At 42.4% G+C, this 25692-nt stretch carries 22 protein-coding genes, 1 tRNA gene and 2 pseudogenes; 9 read left to right on the top strand and 16 right to left on the bottom strand.

Translation table 11 applies throughout. The annotated features are described in order from the left end of the window. Positions 1 to 159: 159 nt before the first annotated feature. The 3 genes from gpmI to HCR01_RS25670 all read left to right on the top strand — a co-directional run bounded on the left by gpmI (position 160) and on the right by HCR01_RS25670 (position 2910). Positions 160 to 1758 (top strand): 2,3-bisphosphoglycerate-independent phosphoglycerate mutase, encoded by a 1599-nt coding sequence (gene gpmI / locus HCR01_RS25680; protein WP_193198903.1) that lies wholly within the window; start codon positions 160 to 162, stop codon positions 1756 to 1758. Between the two features lie 96 nt (positions 1759 to 1854). Next, positions 1855 to 2088, top strand: coding sequence for a preprotein translocase subunit SecG (gene secG / locus HCR01_RS25675; protein WP_162396570.1), 234 nt, complete (start codon positions 1855 to 1857; stop codon positions 2086 to 2088). Positions 2089 to 2106: 18 nt separating this feature from the next. Further along, positions 2107 to 2910 (top strand): peptidase, encoded by an 804-nt coding sequence (locus HCR01_RS25670; protein WP_193198902.1) that lies wholly within the window; start codon positions 2107 to 2109, stop codon positions 2908 to 2910. Positions 2911 to 2966: 56 nt separating this feature from the next. Here HCR01_RS25670 and HCR01_RS25665 read toward each other — a convergent pair whose 3' ends face one another. From HCR01_RS25665 to deoC, 5 genes are all read right to left on the bottom strand, one after another. Beyond that, on the bottom strand, positions 2967 to 4115 hold the full coding sequence (locus HCR01_RS25665; protein ID WP_193198901.1) for a glycosyltransferase family 4 protein: 1149 nt from the start codon (positions 4113 to 4115) through the stop codon (positions 2967 to 2969). Between the two features lie 340 nt (positions 4116 to 4455). Next, positions 4456 to 6093, bottom strand: a complete 1638-nt coding sequence (locus HCR01_RS25660; protein WP_193198955.1) for an MFS transporter — start codon at positions 6091 to 6093, stop codon at positions 4456 to 4458. Continuing rightward, positions 6080 to 7009 (bottom strand): DNA repair protein RecO, encoded by a 930-nt coding sequence (gene recO / locus HCR01_RS25655; RefSeq protein ID WP_193198900.1) that lies wholly within the window; start codon positions 7007 to 7009, stop codon positions 6080 to 6082. The genes HCR01_RS25660 and recO overlap by 14 nt, the downstream gene beginning before the upstream one ends. Beyond that, positions 7006 to 7323, bottom strand: a complete 318-nt coding sequence (locus HCR01_RS25650) for a hypothetical protein (RefSeq protein WP_193198899.1) — start codon at positions 7321 to 7323, stop codon at positions 7006 to 7008. The genes recO and HCR01_RS25650 overlap by 4 nt, the downstream gene beginning before the upstream one ends. A gap of 146 nt (positions 7324 to 7469) precedes the next feature. Further along, positions 7470 to 8150, bottom strand: coding sequence for a deoxyribose-phosphate aldolase (gene deoC, locus HCR01_RS25645; protein WP_193198898.1), 681 nt, complete (start codon positions 8148 to 8150; stop codon positions 7470 to 7472). A 266-nt stretch (positions 8151 to 8416) separates the two neighbouring features. On the opposite strand from deoC, the pseudogene HCR01_RS25640 reads away from it, so the two are divergent. Next, a pseudogene (locus HCR01_RS25640) lies at positions 8417 to 9291 on the top strand (Cfr10I/Bse634I family restriction endonuclease). Between the two features lie 17 nt (positions 9292 to 9308). Here HCR01_RS25640 and HCR01_RS25635 read toward each other — a convergent pair. The 8 genes from HCR01_RS25635 to HCR01_RS25600 form a co-directional block, all read right to left on the bottom strand. Continuing rightward, positions 9309 to 10505 (bottom strand): DNA cytosine methyltransferase, encoded by a 1197-nt coding sequence (locus HCR01_RS25635; protein WP_193198897.1) that lies wholly within the window; start codon positions 10503 to 10505, stop codon positions 9309 to 9311. Positions 10506 to 10574: 69 nt separating this feature from the next. After that, positions 10575 to 12032, bottom strand: a complete 1458-nt coding sequence (locus HCR01_RS25630) for a YcjF family protein (RefSeq protein WP_193198954.1) — start codon at positions 12030 to 12032, stop codon at positions 10575 to 10577. Positions 12033 to 12134: 102 nt separating this feature from the next. Further along, a tRNA-Met gene (locus tag HCR01_RS25625) sits at positions 12135 to 12211 on the bottom strand. Between the two features lie 47 nt (positions 12212 to 12258). Beyond that, positions 12259 to 13212, bottom strand: coding sequence for an asparaginase (locus HCR01_RS25620; RefSeq protein WP_193198896.1), 954 nt, complete (start codon positions 13210 to 13212; stop codon positions 12259 to 12261). A 125-nt stretch (positions 13213 to 13337) separates the two neighbouring features. Then, complete coding sequence (locus HCR01_RS25615) at positions 13338 to 13838, bottom strand: CGLD27 family protein (RefSeq protein ID WP_193198895.1); 501 nt, start codon at positions 13836 to 13838, stop codon at positions 13338 to 13340. Next, positions 13835 to 14293, bottom strand: a complete 459-nt coding sequence (rsfS, locus tag HCR01_RS25610; RefSeq protein WP_193198894.1) for a ribosome silencing factor — start codon at positions 14291 to 14293, stop codon at positions 13835 to 13837. Before rsfS ends, HCR01_RS25615 begins: the two co-directional genes overlap by 4 nt. Positions 14294 to 14986: 693 nt before the next feature. Further along, complete coding sequence (locus tag HCR01_RS25605) at positions 14987 to 16258, bottom strand: glycosyltransferase family 4 protein (RefSeq protein ID WP_193198893.1); 1272 nt, start codon at positions 16256 to 16258, stop codon at positions 14987 to 14989. A gap of 518 nt (positions 16259 to 16776) precedes the next feature. Next, complete coding sequence (locus HCR01_RS25600; protein ID WP_193198892.1) at positions 16777 to 17826, bottom strand: anti-sigma factor antagonist; 1050 nt, start codon at positions 17824 to 17826, stop codon at positions 16777 to 16779. A 215-nt stretch (positions 17827 to 18041) separates the two neighbouring features. Here HCR01_RS25600 and HCR01_RS25595 point away from each other — a divergent pair, with 215 nt between their 5' ends. Continuing rightward, positions 18042 to 18839 carry a 7-carboxy-7-deazaguanine synthase QueE gene (locus tag HCR01_RS25595; protein ID WP_193198891.1) on the top strand — a complete coding sequence of 266 codons (798 nt, stop codon included), beginning with the start codon at positions 18042 to 18044 and terminating at the stop codon, positions 18837 to 18839. Between the two features lie 248 nt (positions 18840 to 19087). Here the strand turns inward: HCR01_RS25595 and HCR01_RS25590 are convergent, their stop codons facing one another. Together HCR01_RS25590 and HCR01_RS25585 are read right to left on the bottom strand one after the other, a co-directional pair. Beyond that, positions 19088 to 19732 carry a DUF3318 domain-containing protein gene (locus HCR01_RS25590; protein ID WP_193198890.1) on the bottom strand — a complete coding sequence of 215 codons (645 nt, stop codon included), beginning with the start codon at positions 19730 to 19732 and terminating at the stop codon, positions 19088 to 19090. A gap of 77 nt (positions 19733 to 19809) precedes the next feature. Continuing rightward, the gene (locus HCR01_RS25585) at positions 19810 to 20367 is read right to left on the bottom strand and encodes a hypothetical protein (RefSeq protein ID WP_193198889.1); all 558 of its coding nucleotides are present in this window, start codon (positions 20365 to 20367) and stop codon (positions 19810 to 19812) included. Between the two features lie 691 nt (positions 20368 to 21058). On the opposite strand from HCR01_RS25585, the gene HCR01_RS25580 reads away from it, so the two are divergent. The 4 genes from HCR01_RS25580 (at position 21059) to HCR01_RS25565 (ending at position 25159) form a co-directional block, all read left to right on the top strand. Continuing rightward, the gene (locus tag HCR01_RS25580) at positions 21059 to 22126 is read left to right on the top strand and encodes an amino acid ABC transporter substrate-binding protein (protein ID WP_193198953.1); all 1068 of its coding nucleotides are present in this window, start codon (positions 21059 to 21061) and stop codon (positions 22124 to 22126) included. Positions 22127 to 22160: 34 nt separating this feature from the next. After that, positions 22161 to 23087 carry an amino acid ABC transporter permease gene (locus HCR01_RS25575; protein ID WP_193198888.1) on the top strand — a complete coding sequence of 309 codons (927 nt, stop codon included), beginning with the start codon at positions 22161 to 22163 and terminating at the stop codon, positions 23085 to 23087. A gap of 137 nt (positions 23088 to 23224) precedes the next feature. Next, the gene (locus tag HCR01_RS25570; protein ID WP_193198887.1) at positions 23225 to 24376 is read left to right on the top strand and encodes an amino acid ABC transporter permease; all 1152 of its coding nucleotides are present in this window, start codon (positions 23225 to 23227) and stop codon (positions 24374 to 24376) included. A gap of 42 nt (positions 24377 to 24418) precedes the next feature. Then, the gene (locus HCR01_RS25565; RefSeq protein WP_193198886.1) at positions 24419 to 25159 is read left to right on the top strand and encodes an amino acid ABC transporter ATP-binding protein; all 741 of its coding nucleotides are present in this window, start codon (positions 24419 to 24421) and stop codon (positions 25157 to 25159) included. Positions 25160 to 25529: 370 nt separating this feature from the next. Here the strand turns inward: HCR01_RS25565 and HCR01_RS25560 are convergent. Further along, positions 25530 to 25692: pseudogene (locus HCR01_RS25560) on the bottom strand (dihydroxy-acid dehydratase); the annotation flags it as partial.

Genomic DNA, 25692 nt, shown 5'->3' with positions numbered 1-25692 from the left:
AGCGATCGCAAATAATATAAAAAAATTACTAAATTTTAAAAAATATCTAAAAAAACTGCAAGCCCTTCATAAAAGAAGTTAATAAGCAGAAATTCACTTGCGGCAGGGATTAGCAATGGTATCATTCGGGTATTACAAAAAGTAAAGGGCAATTTTACTATGACCAAAGCACCTGTTGCTCCTGTGGTGCTAGTCATTTTAGACGGATGGGGCTACTGCGAGGAGACGCGAGGAAACGCTATTGTCGCGGCTAAAACTCCAATTGTGGAAAGCTTATGGGCAGCTTACCCGCACACCCTCATCTGCACATCAGGAAAAGCCGTGGGGTTGCCAGAAGGACAAATGGGCAACTCGGAAGTTGGTCATTTGAACATTGGCGCTGGGCGAGTGGTACCGCAAGAATTGGTACGCATCTCAGATGCGGTCGAAGACGGTTCTATTGCCTTAAACCCAGCACTTGTCAAAATTTGTCAGGAAGTTCGCTCTCGAAATAGCAAGCTGCATTTAGTAGGACTTTGTTCTGAAGGTGGAGTACATTCACACATTACCCATTTATTCGGACTACTAGATTTAGCCAAAAACCAGCGAATTTCAGAAGTTTGTATCCACGCCATTACTGATGGTCGTGACACCGCCCCAAAAGATGGTGTAAAAGCAATAACTCTGCTGCAAGACTATATAGACCGCACAGGAATTGGGCGCATAGTTACCCTCAGCGGTCGCTACTACGCGATGGATCGCGATCACCGCTGGGATCGGGTCAAACGCGCCTATGACGTGATGACACAAGATGGTGCAGGTGATGGTCGAAAGGCTTTGGAAGTCTTGCAAGCATCTTACGCCGAAGGGGTAAATGATGAGTTTGTCCTTCCAGCCCGAATTGCTCCTGGTGCAATAGAACCAGGAGATGGGGTAATATTTTTCAACTTCCGCCCCGATCGCGCCAGACAACTGACTCAAGCTTTGGTCAGTTCTAACTTTAATGCCTTTGAAAGACAGCAAATCACACCGCTGTCGTTTGTCACATTTACTCAGTACGATTCAGACTTACCTGTGGCTGTAGCTTTTGAGCCTCAAAATCTGAGTAACATTCTGGGGGAAGTCATAGCCAATCACGATCTTAAGCAGTTCCGCACCGCCGAAACCGAAAAATACGCCCATGTGACCTATTTCTTCAATGGCGGTCTAGAGGAACCCTTTGTCGGAGAAGATCGAGAACTAGTCAGCAGTCCAATGGTAGCGACTTACGACAAAGCCCCGGCAATGTCAGCACAAGCAGTTACAGATGTAGCGATCGCCGCGATTCAAAAAGGTATCTACTCTTTAGTTGTGATTAACTATGCCAACCCAGACATGGTAGGGCATACTGGTCAAATCGAAGCTACGATTACGGCAATTGAAACAGTGGATCGCTGTCTGGGTCGTCTCGTCGAGAGCATTGGTAAAGTCGGTGGTACAACAATTATTACTGCTGACCACGGCAACGCAGAGTATATGCTAGATGATAAGGGTAATCCCTGGACAGCTCACACCACCAACCCAGTTCCCTTAATTCTGGTGGAAGGCGAGAAAGTCAAAATCCCCGGACATGCTACTAATGTCGAACTGCGAAGCGATGGCAAGCTATCCGACATTGCCCCCACGATTCTGGAGATTTTACAATTACCTCAGCCACCGGAGATGACAGGGCGATCGCTGCTTTTATCAGCAGAATATGACTTGCAACGTACTCGCACTCCCGCACAAGTCGGGCTGTAGAAATAGTTAGGAGTTAAAAGTTAAGAATCACAAATCAAGGCTTTTCTAACTCCTAACTCCTCCGTTTTGAAACTTTTTATAAATGAGATTGCTACCATGACAGTTACTAATATCGTGCAAGGCATTTGGGCATTTTCCGCCATAGGTTTAATTGTCTTAGTGTTACTACATAGCCCCAAAGGTGATGGTATTGGAGCTATTGGCGGACAAGCCCAGTTATTTAGCAGCACCAAGAGCGCAGAAAATACATTGAACCGAGTTACTTGGGCACTGACAGTTATTTTCCTTGGTTTAACAGTCGTTTTGAGTGCCGGTTGGCTACCTAAATAAGAAAAGGGAAATAGGGAAATGGGAAGAACTCAATGCCCAAAACCTAACACCCTCAAAAATTTAATTAAACGGCGGTTACTAGCAGCTCTTGCCTTAGCTATTGGCACAGGGCTGCTACTCATTTTGGCTAATCTCCAATTGACTAATGCTTTGACAAAATCATCTTTATATGATTTAAAATCCAGAACTTCTTTTTCTCTCTCCTCCTTTCTCCCTCATCCTCTCCCACCCACACTAGCGCAGTGGCAAGATAAGACAAACAGCGGTGACTACTTTTCCCAAGTCACAAAAACCCAAGTAGGTTATTTAGTTTGGTCGCAATTTCCTATTCGAGTTTACGTAGAGCTACCAAAAACTGTTAGCAAAAAACAGGCTCAAGCATGGGTTAACAGTGTCTTGCAAGCTGTACAGGAATGGAGCGCTTATTTGCCTTTGACAGTAGTCGAACAGCCAGAACTTGCTGACATTAAGATTGTACGAAAAGCGCCACCTCTTCAGATTTCCCGTGGCGACAATGTTCCCCGTGCGCGTTCTGCACAAACTACTTACGAGTTGTACACTAGCAACAACAAAATTTTATCCCACCGCTTCACAATAATGTTGAGTCCTAGCCAGACTGGTAACTATCTCACCGCTGCTGTTCGCCACGAATTCGGTCATGCACTGGGAATTTGGGGCCATAGTCCGCTACAAACTGATGCCTTATATTTTTCCCAAGTTCGCAACCCCCCGCCTATTTCTCCCAGAGATGTGAACACCCTGAAACGGGTTTATGAACAGCCAACAAGTTTGGGATGGTTTTTACAAAATTCTGAGTCTTGATCTGTGCTTGTAATGAACATCTATCGCTTTGATACCAAAAATAGTTCTTACTTTTTTTAAGCTCTGCGACTTAGAGGTAGAGGACGCTGTGTTAAAACTTCTTTATAAAGTTCTTCCAACTGAGTAACATTCTTACTGAGGGTATAACGGTCTAATACGCGCTGTCTAGCTTTTTGCCCTAGTAGTGTTGTTAACTCAGGATGGTCTTGGCAAACTGGTAAGAGGGTTCTTAATTGCGATCGCACTGTCTTAGTATTAAGAACTATACCTGCCTCTTTTTCCAATACTTCTCCATCTGCACCTACATCTGTTGCTAAACAAGCTAGTCCACATGCCATTGCCTCTAATAAAGAGAGGGACAGACCCTCTACCAATGAAGGCAAAATAAATACATCTGCGCCCCGCAAAATTTCGATGCGTCGGTCTTCATTAGCAACAAATCCCAGCCAGATAATGCCATATTCCCAACCATAAAATGGTTCTAAAGAAGGTTTCAAAGGGCCATCGCCAACAATTAGCAACTTACTATCAGTCCCCATTTCTGACTGCTTCCAAGCCCGGAGGAGGGCTTCGATATTTTTCTCTGGGGCTATGCGACCCTGATAGACAAACAAGCGTTCGGCTTTAAATTCTGCTTTGACTTTAGAAGTTCCGGGAGAATACTTGCTGGTATCAACACCGTTGGGAATTACGGCGATATTTTCTTCCCGTACACCCATACGTGCTAATAATTCTCGCTGAATTTGGGAAAATACAATCACGCGATCATAGTTAACCAAAAAAGGCGCGTAGAGTTGATAAGCTAAAAGTTGTGTCCCCGAAATCAGTTTTGCCCCCTTGCCAGCAAATGGTGTGTGAAAAGTGGCAATTAGGGGCAAACTCAGTTGTTCACATATTTCTGGTAAAACAAAATCAAGAGGAGATAGGGTCAAGGAAGCATGAACTACATCCGGCTTGATTTGCCGTAGCGACTGGGTTAAAACTTTGGTCGCTTTAAAAGTAGGAATTGTGTAAACCTGGGACTTGTAAATGAAGGGTAGGGAAACTTCCTGAAAGTTTGGCCAGTTGTCTGGTTCCGATTCTTCTTGAGCGAAGTGAAGAAAGCTAACTTGATGTCCCCGGTCTAGCAAGGCATTTGTAATTTCTCGACTGTAGGTGACATTACCGCAAAAGGGTGATTTTTTTCCAATCCAGGCTATACGCATTCTTTATTAGCTATAAGAAAAGCGAGTTTTATCTATTCAGTTTTATGTGTTTTTTTTGTCTTTTTTTATCATGCTGTACTTGCTAGTTTTTTAGTTATGATAAATTACTGCCACACGTTAGCTCAAAAATCTGATTTTTCAGATGTTTAAACTAATGGACTTACGGCTTTATTTACTTTACTTATAAGTTGTTCATTTTATACATATAAACAACTTATTCTGGCTAACGTCAGATTAATTCCCAGCAAGTATGCGATAAATTATTATTCACCTAAGTTTACCATGAACACAAAATCTTTAAGTAAAAAGGTAATGAATAATAATTCTTGTTAGCTGATAACTATTCTTTTGAGTTATGCCAGGTTAATATACCTCCTGAAAAGACGATCGCAGCTAATCCCAGAAAAACGGCCTGTAATCCCACAAAAGTTTCTGCTATACCTGCTAATGCTAAAGGTAAGGATAGGGCAATATTAATCACATTATTTTGCAGACCAAATACTTTGCCACGCATTTCTGCCGGAGTTTCTGTTTGGATAGCGGTTTGCATGGGAATACCAATTAGTGCTCCAAAGATACCCACCAGGGCCACCAATAGCAGGACTACCCAAAGATGCGTTGTAAATATTGATAGACCAATCAGAGATGCTGCCATACCCAAACAACCACACAGACTTAATTGGCTATAGGAGAAGCGTTGTCCAAATTGACCAAGAATTGCTGCTCCAGCAGCAATTCCAACGCCGCCAGCTGCTAGTAAAAAGCCGAACTGGGAGGCTTTCAAGTTAGGAATTATTTCTGCCATCCGAACGGCAAGAACAGTTAATGCTGCAAAAACAGAAAATAAGATAATTAGCTGAAGCAAGGCATTGCGGACACGATAATTTGCTTTGAGGTAGCTAAAACCGTCTCGCAGATCAGAGAATACGTGAGGGAATTCTGTTTCGGGAGCATGAGGTTTTTCCTTAGTTGCCAAGAGAAACAAAATTAGTCCCGCGATCGCATAACTGCCACCTACCAAAAGTTCTTTACCCAGTCCACCATTACCACCGAGTTGCAGCCAAATTTGATCAGCGATCGCCAATAGCGGTTCTCCCACAGCAAAGCCGACAATCACCGATGCCATCATTGTCGTTGTGTAAAGGGAGTTAGCAGAGAGTAAATGCTGTTCTTCTACTACTAAGGGAATTGCCGCCTGTTCTGCTGGCGCAAAAAACTGTGTCAGTGTGGAAACTAAAAAAGTCACACCCAAGATGATGCCAAAACCGACTGGTAACATTCCTATGGGTTTCCAATCATGAGTCAACCATAATAGGAAAGGAATTGCTAAAACCAGGATGCCACGCCAAGCATTTGTTGCCACCAGCACAGCTTTTTTCGACCAGCGGTCTACGAACACACCAGCAACAGAACCAAACAGCACAGCGGGAATGGTAAAAGCCATCATTAATGCTGACACCCAACCACTAATACTCTGATTGCCTGTTTGAAACTGACCATGAATCAAGCCAATCATCAGTACCAAATACACTTTATCAGCAAGTTGGCAAAAAACTTGACCACCCCAAAGAGCCAGGAAATTGGGATTTCTCAATACGGGTAAAAACCCTAAATGTTTTACATTCCCTGATGAGGCTTTTCCACCGGAACCAGACCGATCTAATTTCGGTGGTTCTTGTTCTGGGGTAGTTGTTACTGGTATTTGCCCATTGCTACCTGTCTCAGCAGTATCTAATCGCTCATCAGATTGTTTTTCTGATTGACTCGGAACATCAGTTTTAGGTATTTCTGTCGCCCAGTTTTTATCGTTTTTAGAAACGTCTTTTGGAGATATTTCTTGGCTATTGATTTGACTGGGTGTTGACTTGGGAACGGCACTCAGGCGATTGGTTACGGTAGGATCTGATGCTCTATTCTGTTTTTTGGCGTAGCTGGGTGACAAAGGCAGGATTTTTTGATCCAAATCAGATGGTTGCATCATGGTTGGCAGCAAAATAAGAGTCGATTAAGGTAGCAGAGCGAATAGGGCGACCTAAATGATACTGAGTATACTGGCGCAAAATCTGCTCAACAGATAACCAGCCATAATCTTTGGCTGCATCCATCTGCATTATCTCTGGTTGCGACAGATGTTGGAGCATTGCCAGTTCTGTGGCACCCAAACGACAAGAAATCACAGGTATTTCTTGTCGATGGACAACAACTGTTTGGTAGGCAGGTTTTGAAAGCGATGAGGTAGTGGAGTGATTGAGTAGTTGAGGAAAAGATGAATTTCTGTGTCTCCTTGTTTCACCTTCTCCCTCTTTTCGTGATCGTTCCCAGTTTTCTAAGCAAACCGTTCCACCGGCAGCGATGCTAAATCCTACCTGCCAGTTAGGGTCTGTAAAGTCTGGCGTTATGGGGCGCTGAGTTAGGCAACAGACTTGTACTTGAGGCGTTAATCCTGCCAAAGCTAAAAGGTGAAATACCGCATGAACTAAGTAAGCCAAGATACTATATACTTCCGTCTTGGGCAATGTTTCCAAGCGGCTGAGATGTTCATTAAGTATCTCATAGAGTTCTTCCTGGGGTTGCTCGCTCAAGGCTTGGCATAAAACTATTTCTGCTAAATACTGGCTAGCAGCCAGTTTTCCTAAGTCTTTAGCTAGACCTGGATAAGTTTTTAACGTCTGTGCCTGAGTAATTTTATCGAGCGATCGCCCTTTGGCAATTAATAGTTCATTTACCACAAACATCTCACTCCTACCACCAAGGCTGGAGTTGTGCTTACGTGCCCCAGGAGCAACTGCTCGAATCAGACCAAATTCTCGTGTCAAAATCGTCACTATTTTATCCGATTCTCCTAGCGCCTGGGTTTTGAGATTAATTCCAGTTGCTTTATAGGTTCTACTCATGAGTTATTAGTCATTAGTGAGCCAGCGCGGTGGTCCAGTCCAGTATTGCAAAGAGAAGTCGGAACAGCGGCTTCCGTTAATGGCTCCGCTTTCCTCCAAGGGCGAACAGAACTCTGAAGTTTCCCGGCTTGTTCGCTCTTAGCAAGTGGCGTTTTCGCAACCCAGGTGACTGGCGTTAGTGTTTGCGTAGCGTCTCGTAAAGCCTGCGGCATAGCTACGCTTAGGGCGCACAGCCTCTCGTAGAAAAGCGGGGCACTCTTAGCGCACAGCAGTAGCGAGTCATCGAGCATCACGAGCTTCGGAACGAGCGTCATCCGTAAGGGGCATCAGTCATTAGTCATTAGGTTTAGGACGAAGAACAAATTACATAGATATTCAAAGAGTGGCTTACTATTACCCGCGTACAATAGCGTCTTTGCAGGAGAAAGCTAGAGTAGGATAGAGAACAAAAGACAAATGATTATCCACTCTCTTCCAGATTATCGCGCTGACGGATCAAATCGATACCACGAGATGTGCCTAATCTAGTAGCGCCCGCTAAGATTAAGTCCAGGGCTTGATTAACGGTGCGAATCCCACCTGATGCTTTAATGCCTACCCTTTCTTTTGCTACTTCCTTCAAAAGTTTTACATCTGCAACGGTAGCTCCACCATTCCAACCTGTACTGGTTTTTAAGAATGCTGCCCCCGCTTCCATAGATATTTCAGCTGCCAGTTTTTTCTCTGCATCTGTCAGCAGGTTGGTTTCTAAAATTACTTTAATAGTTTGCCCAGTCGCTTCGCAAATTTCGGCAATCTCCCGGTGGACTTCTTCTGTTTTGCCAGCTTTCAACCAGCCCAGATTGATCATCACATCTAACTCAGTGGCTCCACTATCCGCAGCTTCTTGAGCTTCATACAGCTTGACGGCTGAAGTCGTCGCACCCGCAGGAAAACCAATAACTGTACATACTTTCGGTTCTTTGCCGTGCAGAAGCTCGACTGCTTGCTTCACATAGGCGGGGTACACACAAACCGCCGCAAAATTAAATCTGTATGCTTCTTCACACCATTGCTCAACCTGCTCTGGGGTAGCTGTTGGCGTTAACAGGGCGTGATCAATAAATGGCGCAATATCAATTTCTGGATAGTCTGCTGCCATCGTGTCTTCTGCCAGTGATTGATTATTAATTTATAAAAAATTAAAACATTTCTTATATATATATATTAAACCACATTTATTACGAGTTTATCCTGAAAACAGTCTGCTGACTTGATCTCGTATATCGGCTTTGCAGATGTCTCTAAATAAGTGTAGGTATTTAAGTTGACATTAGGCAGCAGTAAGGTTAGGAAGGAGAAATATCCTTGGTAATAATCTTTACCTGTTATAAAATCTCCCTGCACCTTATCTGAAAAAATAAGAAAATGCCTAGTGATAGGACATGGTTTACAGAAATATCAAATGGTAAATTCCGTATCAATAGCAGAAGTATATACAGAAATTTATCTTCTGAGATAGTGATTAAACTAGCTCAAAACTTATCGGTTAGTGAAATTTTAGACTGGATGAAAACGAAACAATTAAAGCTTTTAGAGAAAAGTACTCACAAAATCCCCAAGTTGGCGCTCTCAATAAAGCGATAGGAGGATGGAACGAGTTAATAGCAACTAGTTTATTGTCTGAAATTATCTTTGAGATTAATCAAGAAACTGGGGTATGTATTGCGGCTTTTTCTATGCCAAATTCAAGGTTACAAATAGAAGGAGTAGATGAAGCATATTCAAATTTTTTAAACTTATTCACCAAGGATAATTTTGCTAATGTAAATAATGCTTTAGCGAAAATACAACCTGTTAAAGACAAAATTTTTATGCCTAGCCCAAACTATATTATTGTTATTATTGAAAATCATGTATATTCAAACATCATTAAGTCACTTTTACAGCAACAAACAAGAGATCCAGAAAGTTTAGTACTGTATAATTTTTTAAAAGGAAAATTACATATAGAAGAAGTCAAAGCAGCAGTTTCCCTCAAAACTTCAAATCGTCCAGATCGTCGTTATCAGCCTTTGTTTGAAGCAGCTATGATTAAAGCAATTGGTTATGTATTACAGCAAAGTTGGAAATATTACATGGTTGTCAGTGAGTTAACGCCTGCTGATAGAACTATATTTAGTACAGCAGTTGCCCCTCATGGTGTGGCACTGGAACAAAATTTTAAGCTGGTAGATGGTACATATCCATACACAAGAAAAGCAGATTTAGTGCCGTTAGTTGCAGCAGCTATTCAACATTAGTTAAGTTCTACAACAATTTAACTAAAAGTGAGTGGTAGCTCCAATTGCTTGATTTCCTCTTCAAAATGCCATTCTTTAGTTACTAAAAAGTCAAAAACAGTTTTAGCTAACGCTCTTGATGCCAAGTATGGCACGCCATTACCAATAGTTTTAAACATATTTGTTAGTGACATATTTTCTGGAAGCACAAAATTTGCAGGTAAAGATTGTATGGCTAAAGCTTCCGCTACAGAAATTCGGCGGATTTTGTAGGGATGCAAATGTACTTCATTATTTCCATAGCAAGCTGTCGGAGAGTAACGCCATCTGTGAAGACGTTTAAAAGATTTTTTAGAATCATCTCCTTCATCAACAGCAGCAAATTTCGTGATACCTGCCCTTGGTTGAAAATAATGTTTAGCATTAGGATGTTTTGTCACATCATTTTTTCTAAACCAATATTCAACAGTTAGTTCTAGAGGTATGTTATCAGGACAAGGCACTATGGAATTTTCTTTAAAAGGTTCGCATCTATGCCAAGGATAAGCAAAAACTTTTTCTTGAGGATATAAAATATTATTTTCCCAGGGGAAAGCTCCTTCACGTAGAAATTGGTCACTATCAATTTCTATTCCTATGTTCTTGATAAAATCATTGTGGAAGCCAACAAGAATAATTCTGTCTCTATCCTGGGGTACACCAAATTCAATAGCATTAATTAATCGCTCTGTTAATATATAGCCTGCTTGCTGTAACTGTTGGTTTAACGATTCAAAAAACAGACGATGTTTTTTTGTCCTCCATAAACCTTTAACATTCTCAAATAAAAAGAAATCTGGAAGATTCCGGCAAATTAATTCAATATAGGAAGCAGAAAGTTTGCCATTATCTCCTAAACGTCCTCTGTTTTTTCCACCAATAGAAAAATCAGGACAGGGAGGGCCACCAATAAAGCCCACAATATTATTAGACTTACGGCAGTCTTGTACTAATTCCCAGAGACGTTGTGCTTGTAGACCTTCAATAAGTTTGGTTACGTCTCCTGCTTCTCCGTCATGGTATCCGTATTCTGGCAATGTTAGGTTGAGAACCTCCCGTGAATAGCGGTACACTGCCATGAATGGGGAAAAAATTTCATTGACATAAACAATTTTAAAACCGCAGGTTTCAAAACCTAAATCTAAAAAACCTGAGCCAGCAAAAAAGGAGAATATACAAGGGCGAACACTAGTCATTACTTCCAAACTGATTTCCAACTTCACACACAAAAGGCGCTAAGAAAAACTTAGCGCCTTTGCGCGAGATTATCCAACCGTTTTCTCAGCACTAACGAGTTCAACCTGCTGTGCTTCCGGTAACAAACGCTTTACGCCTTGCTTAACAAACCCTTGTAAAAAAGCCATCTGCTGATTTTGCTGAAATACTTTTTGCAAAGTTTGCCGCAACTTGTCCAAATTCAAAGCATTTCCCGAATCTATAGCTACTTCCTGTTGTTGAAAATACTCGATTAAACTTAAGCCTGCTACTCTGGTTAGATAAGCGGCACTTACTCCCTGCACTACGCCACCAGCAACAAAGGTGACAGCGTTACTTTTAAGGACAGTACCAACAGCCTTTGTAGAAAGTTCCACTAAACCGAGTTTCAGCATTAAACTTCCCATTGTTCCAGCTACAGCTTGCGCCTGTTCTAGGGAAAATTTCTGCTGATATATATTGCCTAAATCCATTACCATTTGGGCATTAATTGCCGCAGTTGCCAAGATGTCAAGTGCTGGGACTGGGTTAGCAAAGGCAGCAGCAGCAGCTATCCACTGATATTGTTCTATAACTGGGGTGGCGCGATCGCGTCTGGTTCCATTCAGCCAGTTTTTCGCCTCAGCTTTTAGCAATCTGGCTTTTCTCATGGTAGTTACCCACACTAGGCGTTGTCCTTGCTGTGCTAAAACTTCGCCTAATTGCTGTGTCAACTGCTGGATATCTGGCGCTGGTTGCTCCAGCCACTCTTGCACAGAACCATCAACCTCATGCTTCCGTACTTTCATGGGAATGGGAGAGGCCGCAGTTGCAACGACATTTTCTTGTATCCGCTGTTTTAATGACAGCAAGATGCTGGCGCGTTCATCTACTAAATACTGGTCTTGTTTGTTAAAAACTAAGATTGTGGGCTGATTTGCTGCCTTTATCTGCTGGAGACTTTGAAATTCTGAGTCTGTCAAATCACCGTTTGTCAAAAACAGAACAAAATCTGATTTTGCCACTTCTGCCAGAACATCTGCATCCGACTTGTCACCCACTTCTGTAAACAAAGATGCTGTCTCTTGGAATTTGACTCTTGGCTGATTTTCTTGCCAGTTAGATAGCACCTGAATTAAAGTGCTCTTACCCACGGATTTCCCGCCAGTAACAGCCAGTTTAATTTCTTGCCTGTCTAACTCCAACAGCAATTGGGCAACTTGTTCTCGCAGTGTCTCTAAGGCTGTATGTTTTTCTGCTTCCTTTGCCAGTTGGTTAATTACAGCTTCAGCTTTAGCGATCGCACTTTCCACGGTTGACCGATCCACAAGCATACCATTTAGCTGTTCTAAACTGCCTTTCGGGCGATTTTGCTGTAATAACCACAAACCACCGCCAACAGCTAAGGTGCCTAATAAACTAAATTCACCCAGCTGCACTATTGAATGATGCCAATTTTCTAGCATCCACAGGAAAAAGGACAGTCCCAGTCCTCCTACTAAAATTGGTCGCTGCAACTTCACAACCATGTTTCTCCGCGCTTTTTGGAAGGTTCCTACTTCAGAATAGATCAAAATAAAACAAAATCCTCCAATCTGTAAAGGTTGGAGGGATTTGTTTGATCTTTTATTTGGTGGCGGGAAGTGGATTTGAACCACTGACCTTCGGGTTATGAGCCCGACGAGCTACCAGGCTGCTCTATCCCGCGTCGTTTGTTTACTTTTCTAGTTTAACCCAAAGTCAAAAGTTTGGCAACTACAAAAACGATAATTCACCAATAACTTCTAAACGCTTGTATTTTCCTAAAGTCATAAACTTTTCTGACAAGCTTTCTGCCGCACTAGGACTAATCCAGCCCATCTGCTGGAGCAAGTGGATAGCAACGGCATATTTTGCCCTTTTTGCCCCATCCATGACTTTAATCGCCAATCCCATACCCTCACCAAGTCTACCAATGCACTGCACTCCTTCGGCACCAGCTTTACTTACTAGTTCTCCTGGAGTTAAGCGCATCAATTCCGTATCAAATTCTCCATCACCTGCCACCATAGCTGGGTGATGAGTCATTGCACGGACAATACGCTCCATATCTAAATTGGTACTAGAAGCTAGCAGAGCATATAAAGACGCCATGTGACCGAGTTGCATCAGATAAGTTGGTGCGCCACAATCATCATGAGCGCTGATAAATTCTTCCGCTGGCATTCGCAGTAACTCTGATACTTTGCCTAAAATTAACTGCTGTATTGGGTGCTTGCGTTCCAAGTAGTTATTTAAAGGCCAATGGCGTTGTTGACAAACGGCTAGCATTCCCGCATGTTTCCCAGAGCAATTGTATTCTAGAGGACTCCGCTTGCCTTCAGGAATTGGACATTGGAGTACTGAAGGGTCAAGATCGGCTCGCCAAAGGATGTTAAACACCTGTCGGACTTGCTCTATCGTTCCTTTGTGGGAACTCGTGATAATTGCCAAGTCGCGATCATTAAGATCGTAGCGTTCTAGTGTACCTGTAGCTGTGACGGCGAGTGCTTGAAATGGTTTGAGCGCTGAACGGACAAACGCAGCTGTTTCTGAGTTGCCGGCAACAGTTAGAACCCGTCCTCGTTCGTCGCATACAACAGCCTGGACTATATGCCTCGATTCAATAATACCTTCCCGCAGCAACCGGACTTCCAGTGCTGTGGCTTGAGTTCGTTTTCCCATTGTCATGGGTTAAAATTTATCACTATTTTATTATTTGTCATTAGTCATTTATCCTACCTTGCGGGAAGCCGCTAAGGTGTCTATGTCATTTGTTTTTTACTAACGACTACTGACCACTGACTAATGACTATTTACAACAAACGCCAAACTATAGTACCAATAAGAAACAATCCAGCCAAGCCAGCAGAAGTAAATTGTAACCGTCGGAGAATGGGTTTGATTCCATACGTAACAATCAAGCGATCGCGGTCAAGGATTTCCAGGGGCTTTGTCCAAGTTTGACCGTCGTACCAACCTGACTCTTCATAGAATACTGTGGGACTATAGAGGCGATCCCGCACGTAGAACCAGCCTAAGTACAAACGTACCAGTGCTAGCACGACTCCTACACTCGCTCCTGCTGCACCACAAAGCATAAAATGGGTAATATACTTATGCGGAGGAAAACTTGCCGCTGCTACCGGTCCTGCTACCAGCCACGATAAACTCCAAATCCAAACTATTTTCGTAATATACTTATGCCAATTTAAGGTGCTATCACGAAACAGCCAGGAAGTTTTTAACTCTTCGTACTCATTTAGAGGCTGCTGTTCTGTGGGAACAGGGCAATTGGAAACCGAGGACTTAATCACGTTGGTTTACCTCCTCCGTCATCGGATTTTGGTAGCGAAATCCGTTCTGCATGAATCCAGAACGCTTCTAAATTGTAAAACTCCCGCTCCTTGGGCATCATGATGTGAACGATCACATCGCCATAGTCTTGTAAAACCCAACTCCCATCGGCTTTTCCTTCTGTCCTCAAGGGACGCCTTTGCCACTCATTTTCGACTTTTTCTTCAATTGCTTCGGCGATCGCCCTTACCTGTACCCTAGAATAGCCAGTCATCATCACAAAGTAATCTGCCAGGTAGGATACATCTGCCATTCTGAGCAATAAGATATCACCCGCTTTGCGATCTGATGCAGCTTCAGCGATGGTTGCAGCTAATTTTCCACTCGAATCTTCGGTTTCAGAGGTACTTCGCACCGCATTATTCATCACTGAGACAGACTGTAATTGGAAATCTCCTTGGAAATAATCAGACATTAAACCTCAGGTGCTTTCTTCCTTTTGTAACAATTCTTGACAACTACTTACAAACAACAAACAATTGAACTGCAACTGTGTAAATAGGTTTTTTTGAATACTAACAAAAAAACAGGTGTCTATGGGGCTAGTTATCTAATTGAATTAGTTGTTGAGGTTTCGACACAAGCAAGCACCAATTGCAAGTAAATATTATGCAAAGATCAACCACAAAGGGCTTTCCAGTAACAATTTTTGGGATGTTGCAGACTAATCAAACATTTTAATATCTAAAGCTTGTAATTCGCAGGTATCGCCGCAGCCAGGTTTTAGGTCATTTGCTAAAAATCACGACATAACACAGCAGACTCATAACGTGGTCTGCTTAAAGTCTGATTGGTATGGAAGTTCTAAGTCAGTGGTTAAATTGTTATATTTTTTACTTTAGATTCCAAACCAAATACACATCTTTGTATCCTACATCACCTAACTAATACCGCCACAGAGCATCCTTGATAAATCCATTTGAGGGGTTTAGCCATCGTCTGCTTAGAGTAGGCTAGGACACCAGAGCGCCCCTAGTGTACGGGCAAAACAAATAGTTTTCCCACAGCCTCAAGGAAGTAAAGCCGTGGGATTTTTGGTAGAATTTGCGACTTTTCAGACTGTGAATCCAAGAGGACACTGATAAGCAACCTAACTCAACCAGGTAGATTAAACTTCCTGTTTCGTTACTATTGTGGACTTAATTACTCTGCTATCTGCTATCAGTGAGTAACACAATGTCTCATATTGATTTAATGCTTGCTCAAAAGCATAATGCTCAACGGCATATTGACGACTTTTATAACCTAGATTTTTGACTTTTTCTGGGTTTTGGTACAAGTCTAAAACTGCCATTGCTAAAGCTTGGGGATCTTCTGGAGGAACAATAACTCCGCCGCCACTTTGCCTGATAGCTCTAGCTGCTGTACCATTGTCGGGCACAGACGCAACCAATGCTCGACCACTCGCTAATAGCACTTGAATTTTCGATGGCATGTTGAAGGATACAACATTTTTCTTTTGCACTACCAAACCGACATCCGCAGCTGCTAACATCTGTGGTAAATATTTGCGGGGTTGAAACGGCAGTAGCAAAACATTATCTGCCCCGCAGTCTAGACATTCCTGTTGCAATCGCTGTAAACCTTTTGCCTCTCCAACGATTACAAATGCAATATCTGAGATATGGCGCAACACAGAAGCCGCTTTGATGACACTTTCTAAGCCTTGAGTTAGAGCAATATTACCAGAATATAGCACTACAAATTTGCCATTCAGATTGTGTGCTGCACGGAAAGGGTTATTTTCTTTGGGCAAGGGGCGGATGAAATTTACATCAACCCAGTTGGGAATTTGCACAATTTTGTTAGCTTCGACGCCTTTAGACTGCAAATTATCCACAAACCCATCAGCGATGACGCTAATTTTGCTAGCGGTATGATAAGCAAATTTTTCTAATATCGTAAACAATTTGATGAGCAATTTATTTTTCAGTAAACCGACATGTACAGCTGCTTCCGGTAATATATCTTGTAAATTTAAAACTACAGGACAGGCACGTAACCATCCTAAAAGAGCAGCTGGTACACAAACAGGCAGGGATGGTGAAGTCGAGAGGATAACATCTGGACGCCAGCCGATGAGGGCGGGCACAAAACTGCTAACAACGAAACTAGCATCTAGCAATACCCTGTCTAGCAAGTTGGGCTGCGGGCGAATCCAAACATAACTGCGTTGGATTTGAACACCATTTTTATATTCTGTGAGATACCATTTGCCTCGATAGCCTTGGTAAATTTGACGCTCAGGGTAATTGGGCATAGCAGTGACTACGCGCACATGGTGTCCACGCCTAACTAGTCCCTCTGCTAATTCAGTCATCAGCGGGGCAATACCAATAGGTTCTGGATAGTAGTTGTAGGAGTAAATCAAAATCCGCATAAATAATAAGTCAGAAGTACCCCGGTTTTTTTATTTAATGACAGTATTTGTCTTAAATATCGTTTGGTGCTCAAAAGCGCCTATGTTTAATTGTGTCTTCAGACTCTTTTAATGTCAGGGATTTTAATTAAAGATTGAGTAAAATTTGATATTGCGTACTAAGGTATCTATGATATTTTTTTTACTATTTAAGTAATGTTTTAAGTATTAATTTATGATGTAGTCTTAAGTGTAAACCCTGTGCCTGTTAGTTAAAGAAACTTTCAACGTTAATTAATAGAGCTTAATTAAAAGTTGATAAAGTAGAGTCAAACACCTTTAATGGAATTTAAAAAATCTAGAAATTTAGTAAGTTTTTTCTTGATAAATTTTTGAATAAGCAGAAATTAAAAAAGATATCTTTAGAATATTGCTGTAGTCAAATTTTGTATTTACCCAAGCCCAAAAGGGGCTTGGGCGTACCCAACAATTATTGTGGGTGTATGAGTTACCAACAAATTGCAAATAAGGTTAATAGGTTAAACAGCGCCGCTATTTTTGTGAAACAAGATAGCTACGGTTTTGAAAATCAGTTTTAAATCGTACACTAAACTCCAATTTTGTTGATACTGCAAATCCAGGCGAATTACATCCTCAAAACTACGTACTGTAGATCGACCATTCACTTGCCATTCGCCAGTCATACCGGGTTTAACATCTAAGCGTTGCCACTCCGGTACTTCATAGCGTTCCACTTCGTCAGGTGTGGGTGGTCTAGTACCTACTAAACTCATTTCTCCTTTCAGAACGTTCCAAAATTGGGGCAGTTCATCCAGACTAGTTCGCCGTAAAAAGCGCCCTACCTGCGTAATTCTGGGATCGTTTTCGTTCTTGAAAAAGGCTCCTTGCGCTTGGTTTTTAACTTGGGATTTCTTCGCTTCCGCATCCACACACATGGAGCGGAATTTCCAAATCTCAAAACGCTTTCCCATCCAACCACAGCGGATTTGACTAAAGAAAAGGGGACCAGGATCATCGATTTGAATAGCGATCGCAATCGGAATCAACAACACTCCTGTAATAATTAAACCTACCAGTGAGCCAATAATGTCTATGAACCGTTTCATCCAAGATCCCACAGAAGGATGAGTAGTAGGTAATTGTTCCACTTGACGCGAAGCTTTTCTAGGCAATTCTACGCCACTTTGCTGTTCTATTAGCGATACGTCGCTGATAGACTCAATGGAAAAAACCTGATCCAATCCTGTGAGTTTTAGGACTGACATTACTTGAGGAGTGACATTCCTCAGTATTAACGTCATACCTTTCTCCTGGGCGTATTTAAAATTACTTACCAAGGCACCTAAACCACTACTATCCATAAAAGTAGTTTGGTGAAAGTCAATGATGATTTGCTTGGGATGGGAAGTGGACTGGGTTAAGCCTTGGCAGGTTTGCTTAAAGCCTACAGCCTCTAGCACGCTTAACCGTGCGGGCACCTGCACTATAGCCGTGTCGTTTAGGGAAGTAACTGGAAAATCTACCTCAATGGGTTGGCTAGTCATGAAGCTCTGCACTTTCGTTGCCATGTATAATGTAATCTGCCAAACATTATTTTGTCCTAAAAGATTGCCTAACCAGATGTTAAATCAGTAGGAATAAGGACTAAACGCTAGTTGCTTGGGGTGGGATTGGAAATCGCTAGCGACGATTCACAATAGAATAAGAAGCCAAAAAAATAACAGAAGCCAAAAAATATAGTTGCTGTTGTGCCGACGCAACGCGATCGCGTTGCTCTCCTCAAATGATTTCTAAAACTACGATTACACCCACTGCACGCCTGGTCGAGGTATTTTCTGCCATTCAAGGGGAAGGACTGAATGTAGGGACGCGTCAGATTTTTGTTCGCTTTGCTCTTTGTGACTTGCGCTGTCACTTTTGTGACAGCGCTAACACTTGGAATGCACCTGCTACCTGTAGGATAGAGCGATCGCCAGGATTACGCGACTTTGAAATTCACTCTAATCCTGTCTCACTACCCATATTAATAGAATTAGTTGAAAGGCAAAATCTACCTTGTCTACACGATAGCATTAGCTTAACTGGGGGCGAACCACTTCTTCACGCTTCTTTCCTGACGCAATTTCTACCGCAAATCCGAGCCATAACTGGTCTACCTATATACCTAGAAACTGGCGGACATCGCCCAGAACAACTAGCTATGATTCTCCCCTACTTAGACTCTGTAGGTATGGATTTAAAGCTGCCCAGTGTCAGCGGTGAAAGTCATTGGCAAGAACATGCAAAATTTCTCCAATTATGTCACGATTCACTTTTAAACGTTTTTGTCAAGATAATTGTTTCTCAAGAGACAGACCCAGGCGAGTTGGAACGCTCAGCTTTGCTGGTGGCAGCCGTGAGTCAAGACATTCCAGTATTTTTACAACCTGTTACGCCTTTGCCAGCCTCAGAACAATTCACTCAAATACCTATAATGGCCCCTTCTCCAGAGCAAGTTTTGATGTGGCAATCTTTAATGAAGCGGTTTGTCAAGCAAGTGCGTGTGATTCCTCAGACGCATAAAATGCTCAACCAACTGTAGAAGCTTTTATAAAAAACTTGACCCACTCTTGGGATGGAGCATGGAGCATGGAGCATGGAGCATGGGGCATGGGGCATGGGGAAGAGTCACTAATGCCCGATGCTCCTAGGTAACTCAACGGCGATGCAGCAGTTCTTGGTCTAAGCTTTGACCCTGAGACATTTGCGATCACACCTCATGGCAATTTCTATGTTTGTGATCAAATATTTTATGGGCGGGCATTGCCCACCCAACCTACTTTCTGATTTCTACAGACCACCTTCATTTGCAGCCTTAGATTTAGCTTTTACCTTATTGGCACTGCGTTTGAGGGCAGAAAGTCTTGCTTCGTATTTAGACCGTTGGCGCTTGCTAGGAGTGTTATCGATCAGGGTTTTTAAGGCGCTACCTAAACTCTTGTAAGCATTGGGAAGGCTGTAACCAAAACGAGTTGCCAAGGCGATCGCTTTTTCGTCAGCATCGACCAATTCTGTGAGTTGCTTGCCCCCATTATTCTTTTGATAAAGTCGCCAGCCTGAGACACCACACAACGCCAAAGCTAACACCAGCAGCAATCCATCTTGTACCCACAACTCACCGACAGCACCACCTAAACCAATTGCTAGCGCTGCCATTTCCCAACCATCTTTGGGAATCGTGTCATTTTGCACGCGAGCGACTTCATGCCAGAACAGCAGGTTACGCTGATCCATTGCGAGGGCATCCCATTTGACCAGATCAATTTGAATCTCTACCTGGTCTTTACCAATTTCTTCGCTACGGATCAGGGGTGGATTGACCTCAGTTGTGCCTTCAACCGTGACCCAGCTCTGCAATTCTGGCGGTAGTAAGCCTTTCAACCGCCGGAGTTCACTCATTTCCGCTTTGGCAGAGGAGGTTGCATAGGATGTCATAAAATCCAGCCCTAGAAAAATTCAGTATATAGTGAGGGTATCACTTTGGAGTATAGCTATTTCAGTGATGATCTGCCTCAATCGCTGGGAAAACTTCCTCGCTTTTTCCGCGCTTCCATTGCTTTTTCCAGCAGATCTAGTAATCCTGGAGCCTCTTCCTGAATACTGAGTAATAATCTTTCCCCAAGTTCTAGATTTCCCGGATCTTCACCTGTTTCCATCACTTCTCTCAGGCGAGGTATCGCTATGCTATCAACAATCTGAATTAACCCACTCAGACAACGATGAAACTGTCTTTCTGTGAGAATCGAGTCTTCTAGCGGAAACTCAATAATGGCACGGATTTCCCCATCCGATGGGTCATACTCCCATTGCAACATTTTAGTTTCCCAAGAAATAGCTAGCATTGTCTGTAGGATAGCTCCCTTGTGAGGATGGTCTTGAATTCCTGCTAGAACTTGAGGAGCAAAAACCCGAAAAAATTTTCCCTCTTCATCCAACTGGACAACTATCAGGAAGTCTTCTAGGTTATCAGCTTCCACCCCTGTTATAATCCGGTCTTCTTCGTCATCAAAACGGTAGTCCCAACCAAGGTTATCTAAGTACTTGGCAATCTGTTTAAGATTAGCTCCCATAAAAGCCTCATAAGGAACGGTGGAGCAGCTGTTACCAGACCTAGTTTAACCTGCTAGTGGCAGTTGCTTAGGTTGGTGCGGCTACTTCTCCTCACCTAGAAGTATGGAATAGAGCTTATGCTCATTTGTTGAAACGCGATTATTCAGTTTTTACCCAGGCGAAGAACGTAGACTATAGACAATTCTTTTAATTATTCCCTTAACTCAAATGGACTTCTGTAGAAATCCTAGCTCTGACTTTCCGCTCCGCTAAGATTTCTCTACTTGTCATAAGTGGTTGATCACAAATAACAAAGGACTGCTATATGTCACGTTTATTTGATTATTTATTTGGATAATCAAACCAGATTTTGCTTTATACATCTCAACTATTAGTAAGTTTTGTAATGTAACGAGCAAGAAAATACTGAAATTATATTTAGAGTTGCTAAGTCTTTATTTTAAGTTAAATAAAACTACGTAAATTACCTAAATTTTAATATTATCTTCCAAGTTGGATCTACATAATATTGAAATAATTTCTTCTCGTCATATCAAGCTTTTGAGAAAATAAGTAAAACTTCAACCGTTGCTTTCGCAAAAACAATAAAGCACAGAGCTGATAAAGTTTTATATTACAAGCATCAAATTGTTTTCACGTAATGATTGTAGTGAATAATACATTTTCTGTTGTTGAGTATCTATGACGTTTATGCATAAATCAGCTTTAGTTTTAGCGATCGCACCCCTAATTTTTACCATTACTGCTTGTGGTGGAGAGTCAGAACAAACAGCCAATACAGCCAGCACTCCCGGAACACAAGCAACTCGAAATCGCTGGAATAATATTAAAAGTCGTGGTCAGGTCATTTGTGGTGTCAGTGGTGAAGTACCAGGGTTTAGCTTTGTCGGAAATGACGGTAAGTACAGCGGTATCGATGTGGATGTCTGTCGCGCGATCGCAGCAGCTTTGTTTGATAATCCCGATGCTGTAGAATTTCGCAATCTTAATGCCAAAGAGCGGTTTACAGCTTTGCAAACTGGAGAAGTAGACATTCTCAGCCGTAATACTTCTTGGACACTTAGTCGTGATACCTCAGTAGGTATGGAATTTGCACCTGTAGTTTTTTACGATGGTCAAGCCATAATGGTTCGCAAGAATAGCGGCATTAAGTCCCTAACAGACTTAAAAGATAAAGCTATTTGCGTTCAAACAGGTACTACTACCGAACAGAATTTAGCAGACCAAATGCGAAAACGGGGCATCACTTACAAACCCGTTGTTTTTGAAGACGTTAACATTACTTTTGCCACTTATGCTGAAGGTCGTTGCGACGGCGTTACAGCCGACCGTTCAGCTTTAGTTTCGCGGGGTTCGATTCTACCCAAACCAAAAGAAAACGTGATTCTCGATGAAGTCATCTCTTCAGAACCTCTTGCACCAGCAGTTGCTAAGGGGGACACAAAGTGGGGTGATATTGTTAAGTGGACGGTTTATTCCCTGGTAAAAGCCGAAGAGTTAGGCATTAATTCCCAGAATGTTGGACAGTTTGCCAATAGTAATGACCCAGATATTAAGCGTTTTTTAGGAACAGAAGGCAACCTTGGTGAGGGACTTGGCTTAACAAACGATTTCGCGGCAAGAATAGTTAAGCACGTCGGCAACTACGCTGAGATTTACGATCGCAGCCTCGGCCCAAAGACAAAACTTAATCTAGCTCGCGGTCAAAATCAACTCTGGACAAAAGGCGGATTACTCTATTCTCCTCCGTTCCGGTAGAAAAGAGCAGGGTAAGCAGGGGAGCAAGGGGAGAATGACTAATTCAAAAGTGCCTATATGGCGTGATCAACGCTTTTGGAATATTGCTGGGCAACTCATTGCTGTATTTTTAGCAGTAATTATAGTAACAATATTGTGGGGCAACGTTAATCGTAATTTGCGGCAACTGGGGATTCAGTTTGGATTTGATTTTCTCAAGCAGCAAGCGTCCTTTGATATTGGCGAAACGCCGATTTCCTATAAACCGACTGACAGCTACAGTCGAGCTTTGTGGGTGGGACTAATTAATTCTTTGCGGATAGCAGTAGCAGGAATTTTACTTACGACAATTGTGGGGATAAGCGCTGGTATCGCTCGGCTTTCTGACAACTGGCTAGTGCGGAATATCGCTATGATTTACGTGGAAATTTTCCGCAATACGCCGTTACTGCTGCAATTGCTATTTTGGTACTTTGCTGTTTTCCTCGGTTTTCCTAAGACAGAAAATAAAATTTCCCTCTGGGGGTTTATTGGCCTGAGTCAAAATGGTTTAGAACTTCCTTGGTTTACTTTGTCCCCAGAGTTTTCAGCCTTGTTGTTAGGGCTAACTTTTTACACAGGTGCATTTATTGCTGAAATTGTCCGAGGCGGGATTCAATCAGTACCTAAAGGACAATGGGAAGCAGCGCGATCGCTAGGATTAAAACCAGGGTTAGTGATGCGGCTAGTGATTTTTCCCCAAGCTTTGCGGGTGATCATTCCACCATTAACTAGTCAGTATCTCAACTTGACAAAAAATTCCAGTTTAGCGATCGCGATCGGCTTCCCTGATGTTTATTTTGTCGCTTCTACCACCTTTAACCAAACGGGTAAAGCCGTAGAAGTTATGTTATTGATTATCCTCACCTATCTCATCCTGAGCTTGACTATTTCCTTAGTTATGAATTTATTCAATCGCACCGTGCAAATTAAAGAGAGATGAAGGAGATGAGGAAGCAGTTGAAGTTAGAAGTTAAACCTCAGAGATTTGTCGATGAGTCTTTGATACTCGTCAACAAGGCTTAGAACTCCACTTTTTTACCTCCTGCTTCATGTCCAATGACAAATGACTCTTGACTAATGACAAATACTCAATTGACTTGGCTACGTAGAAACCTGTTCAGTACTTGGTACAACAGCTTACTAACTGTTGTTTGCTTAGTATTGCTGTTTTGGGTAGTGCGGGGAGTTCTGATTTGGGCAACCACTCAAGCACAATGGGCAGTAATTCAGGTTAATTTACGTTTATTTTTAGTTGGACGGTTTCCCCAAGCCTTATACTGGCGAGTTTGGATTGTACTAGCGATCGCTTCAACTTTAGGCGCGTTAACTTGGGGTGTGTTTTCTGGAAAGCAACAATTGAGAAGGCGCAGATTTGCTTTGTTTGCTTTAATTTCTGGCGTGATATTAGTTGTTTTGCCATTAGATTTTATATCCCGTCTCTGGTTGCTGTTAATTGCAGTTTTATTATTTGCAAGTTTTTGGATTGGAGGAAGATTTGCAAAGGTAATAGCTCTTTGGCTTTCCCTATTATGGTTGTTGTCTTTTCCAATAATTTTGTGGTTAATTGGTGGTGGATTTGGCTTGCAATCTGTATCCACAAATTTGTGGAATGGCTTACTACTTACTTTGTTGATGGCAGCAGTTAGTATTGTACTTTCCTTTCCCATTGGAGTTTTACTAGCTTTAGGACGTACGAGCAATCTGCCAGCAGTACGTTGGTTTTGTATTCTATATATAGAAGTAGTCAGAGGAGTGCCATTGATTGGGATTTTATTCCTTGCTCAAGTTATGCTGCCATTATTTCTGTCAGCAGATGTGCGTTTAGATCGGGTATTGCGAGCGATCGCTGGACTGGTTCTGTTTAGTGCTGCTTACATGGCAGAAAACGTGCGCGGTGGACTTCAAGCAATCCCGCGCGGACAAATTGAAGCAGCCAAAGCACTGGGATTAAATACACCTTTGGTGGTCATATTGATTGTTTTACCTCAAGCTTTACGTGCGGTTATTCCCGCGATTGTTGGTCAGTTTATCGGCTTATTTAAAGACACTTCACTATTATCTCTAGTGGGATTGGTGGAACTCACGGGTATTTCTCGTTCAATCTTGGCGCAGCCACAGTTTCTTGGTCGCTATGCAGAAGTTTATTTGTTTGTTGGATTAATTTACTGGGTATTTTGTTACTCCATGTCGTTGGCTTCTCGACGATTAGAGAGACGGTTAAATAATTAAAATTAAAATTTCTTACATTATATTATTTCGAGGTGAAATCCCATGTCAGAACCAAAATCAATAATTGTGGCTGAGGATGTTCACAAATGGTATGGTAAATTCCACGTTCTCCAGGGTGTAAGTTTGACAGTAACTCGTGGCGAAGTAGTAGTATTGATGGGGCCTTCCGGTTCAGGTAAATCGACATTTATTCGCACATTTAATGCTTTAGAAGAATACCAAAAGGGAAAAATTGAAATCGATGGTATTACTCTCAGTCATGACTTGCGAAATATTGAAGCAATTCGGCGAGAAGTGGGAATGGTATTTCAGCAATTCAATTTATTTCCCCATCTCACAGTGCTGCAAAATATTGCGTTGGCACCAATTTGGGTTCGGCGATCGCCAAAGGTAAAAGCTGAAGAATTGGCTATGCAATTATTAGAAAGAGTGGGAATTTTAGAACAGGCACAGAAATATCCAGGACAGTTATCTGGTGGACAGCAACAACGGGTGGCGATCGCTCGTGCTTTAGCCATGCAACCTAAAATTATGCTATTCGACGAACCCACCTCAGCTTTAGATCCTGAGATGGTAAGAGAAGTTTTGGACGTGATGCGAAGTTTAGCCCGTGATGGCATGACAATGGTAGTTGTTACCCACGAAGTTGGATTTGCTCGTGAAGTTGCCGACCGAGTTATTCTCATGGATAGCGGTTCTCTCGTTGAGTCAGCAACCCCTAACGTCTTTTTCAACAACCCTAAAGAAGAAAGAACACGCAAGTTTTTATCGCAAATTCTCTAAAACTCTGCGCTTAACTCTGCACGCCCACCGAAGTTCTGATCGCTATGCGGGTCTTACTGCCCAACCGTTCTTTCAGAACGGTTGCCTTGTGTCCTTTGGACACAAGGGAGAGGCACAAAGCCTTGCGCCTCTCGGTAGTGATACAGACCATCGGCGGAAGCCGCCGCTCAGACTTCTCTGTGCGTTTCACTCACCCTTCCGCCCCACAACTTCACACCAAGCTTGAGCAAAAAATCCATCTGGGTGCTGATTCAATTCTCGTAAAGCACAGGTGATCGCTTAAAGCGATCGCTCATAAGTCCATCCCTTCTCCACAGCTAGATCGACCTTTTCCGAAGCCTCGATTATTAGCACCAGACATTCTGTTATTGAACAAATCTAAATCGGTTACAGCACCGAGGCTGCTAGAAGATACCAACTTGGCATATTTGGCCAGTACACCTTTAGTGTAACGCGGTGCAGGTGCTTGCCAGTTGGTACGACGACGAGCTAATTCTTCTTCAGATACGTTCAACTGCAATCGGCGTGCAGGT

Source organism: Nostoc sp. MG11, from assembly GCF_014904695.1.
Lineage (GTDB): Bacteria > Cyanobacteriota > Cyanobacteriia > Cyanobacteriales > Nostocaceae > Komarekiella.
This window is presented reverse-complemented; position numbering and strand designations above follow the sequence as displayed.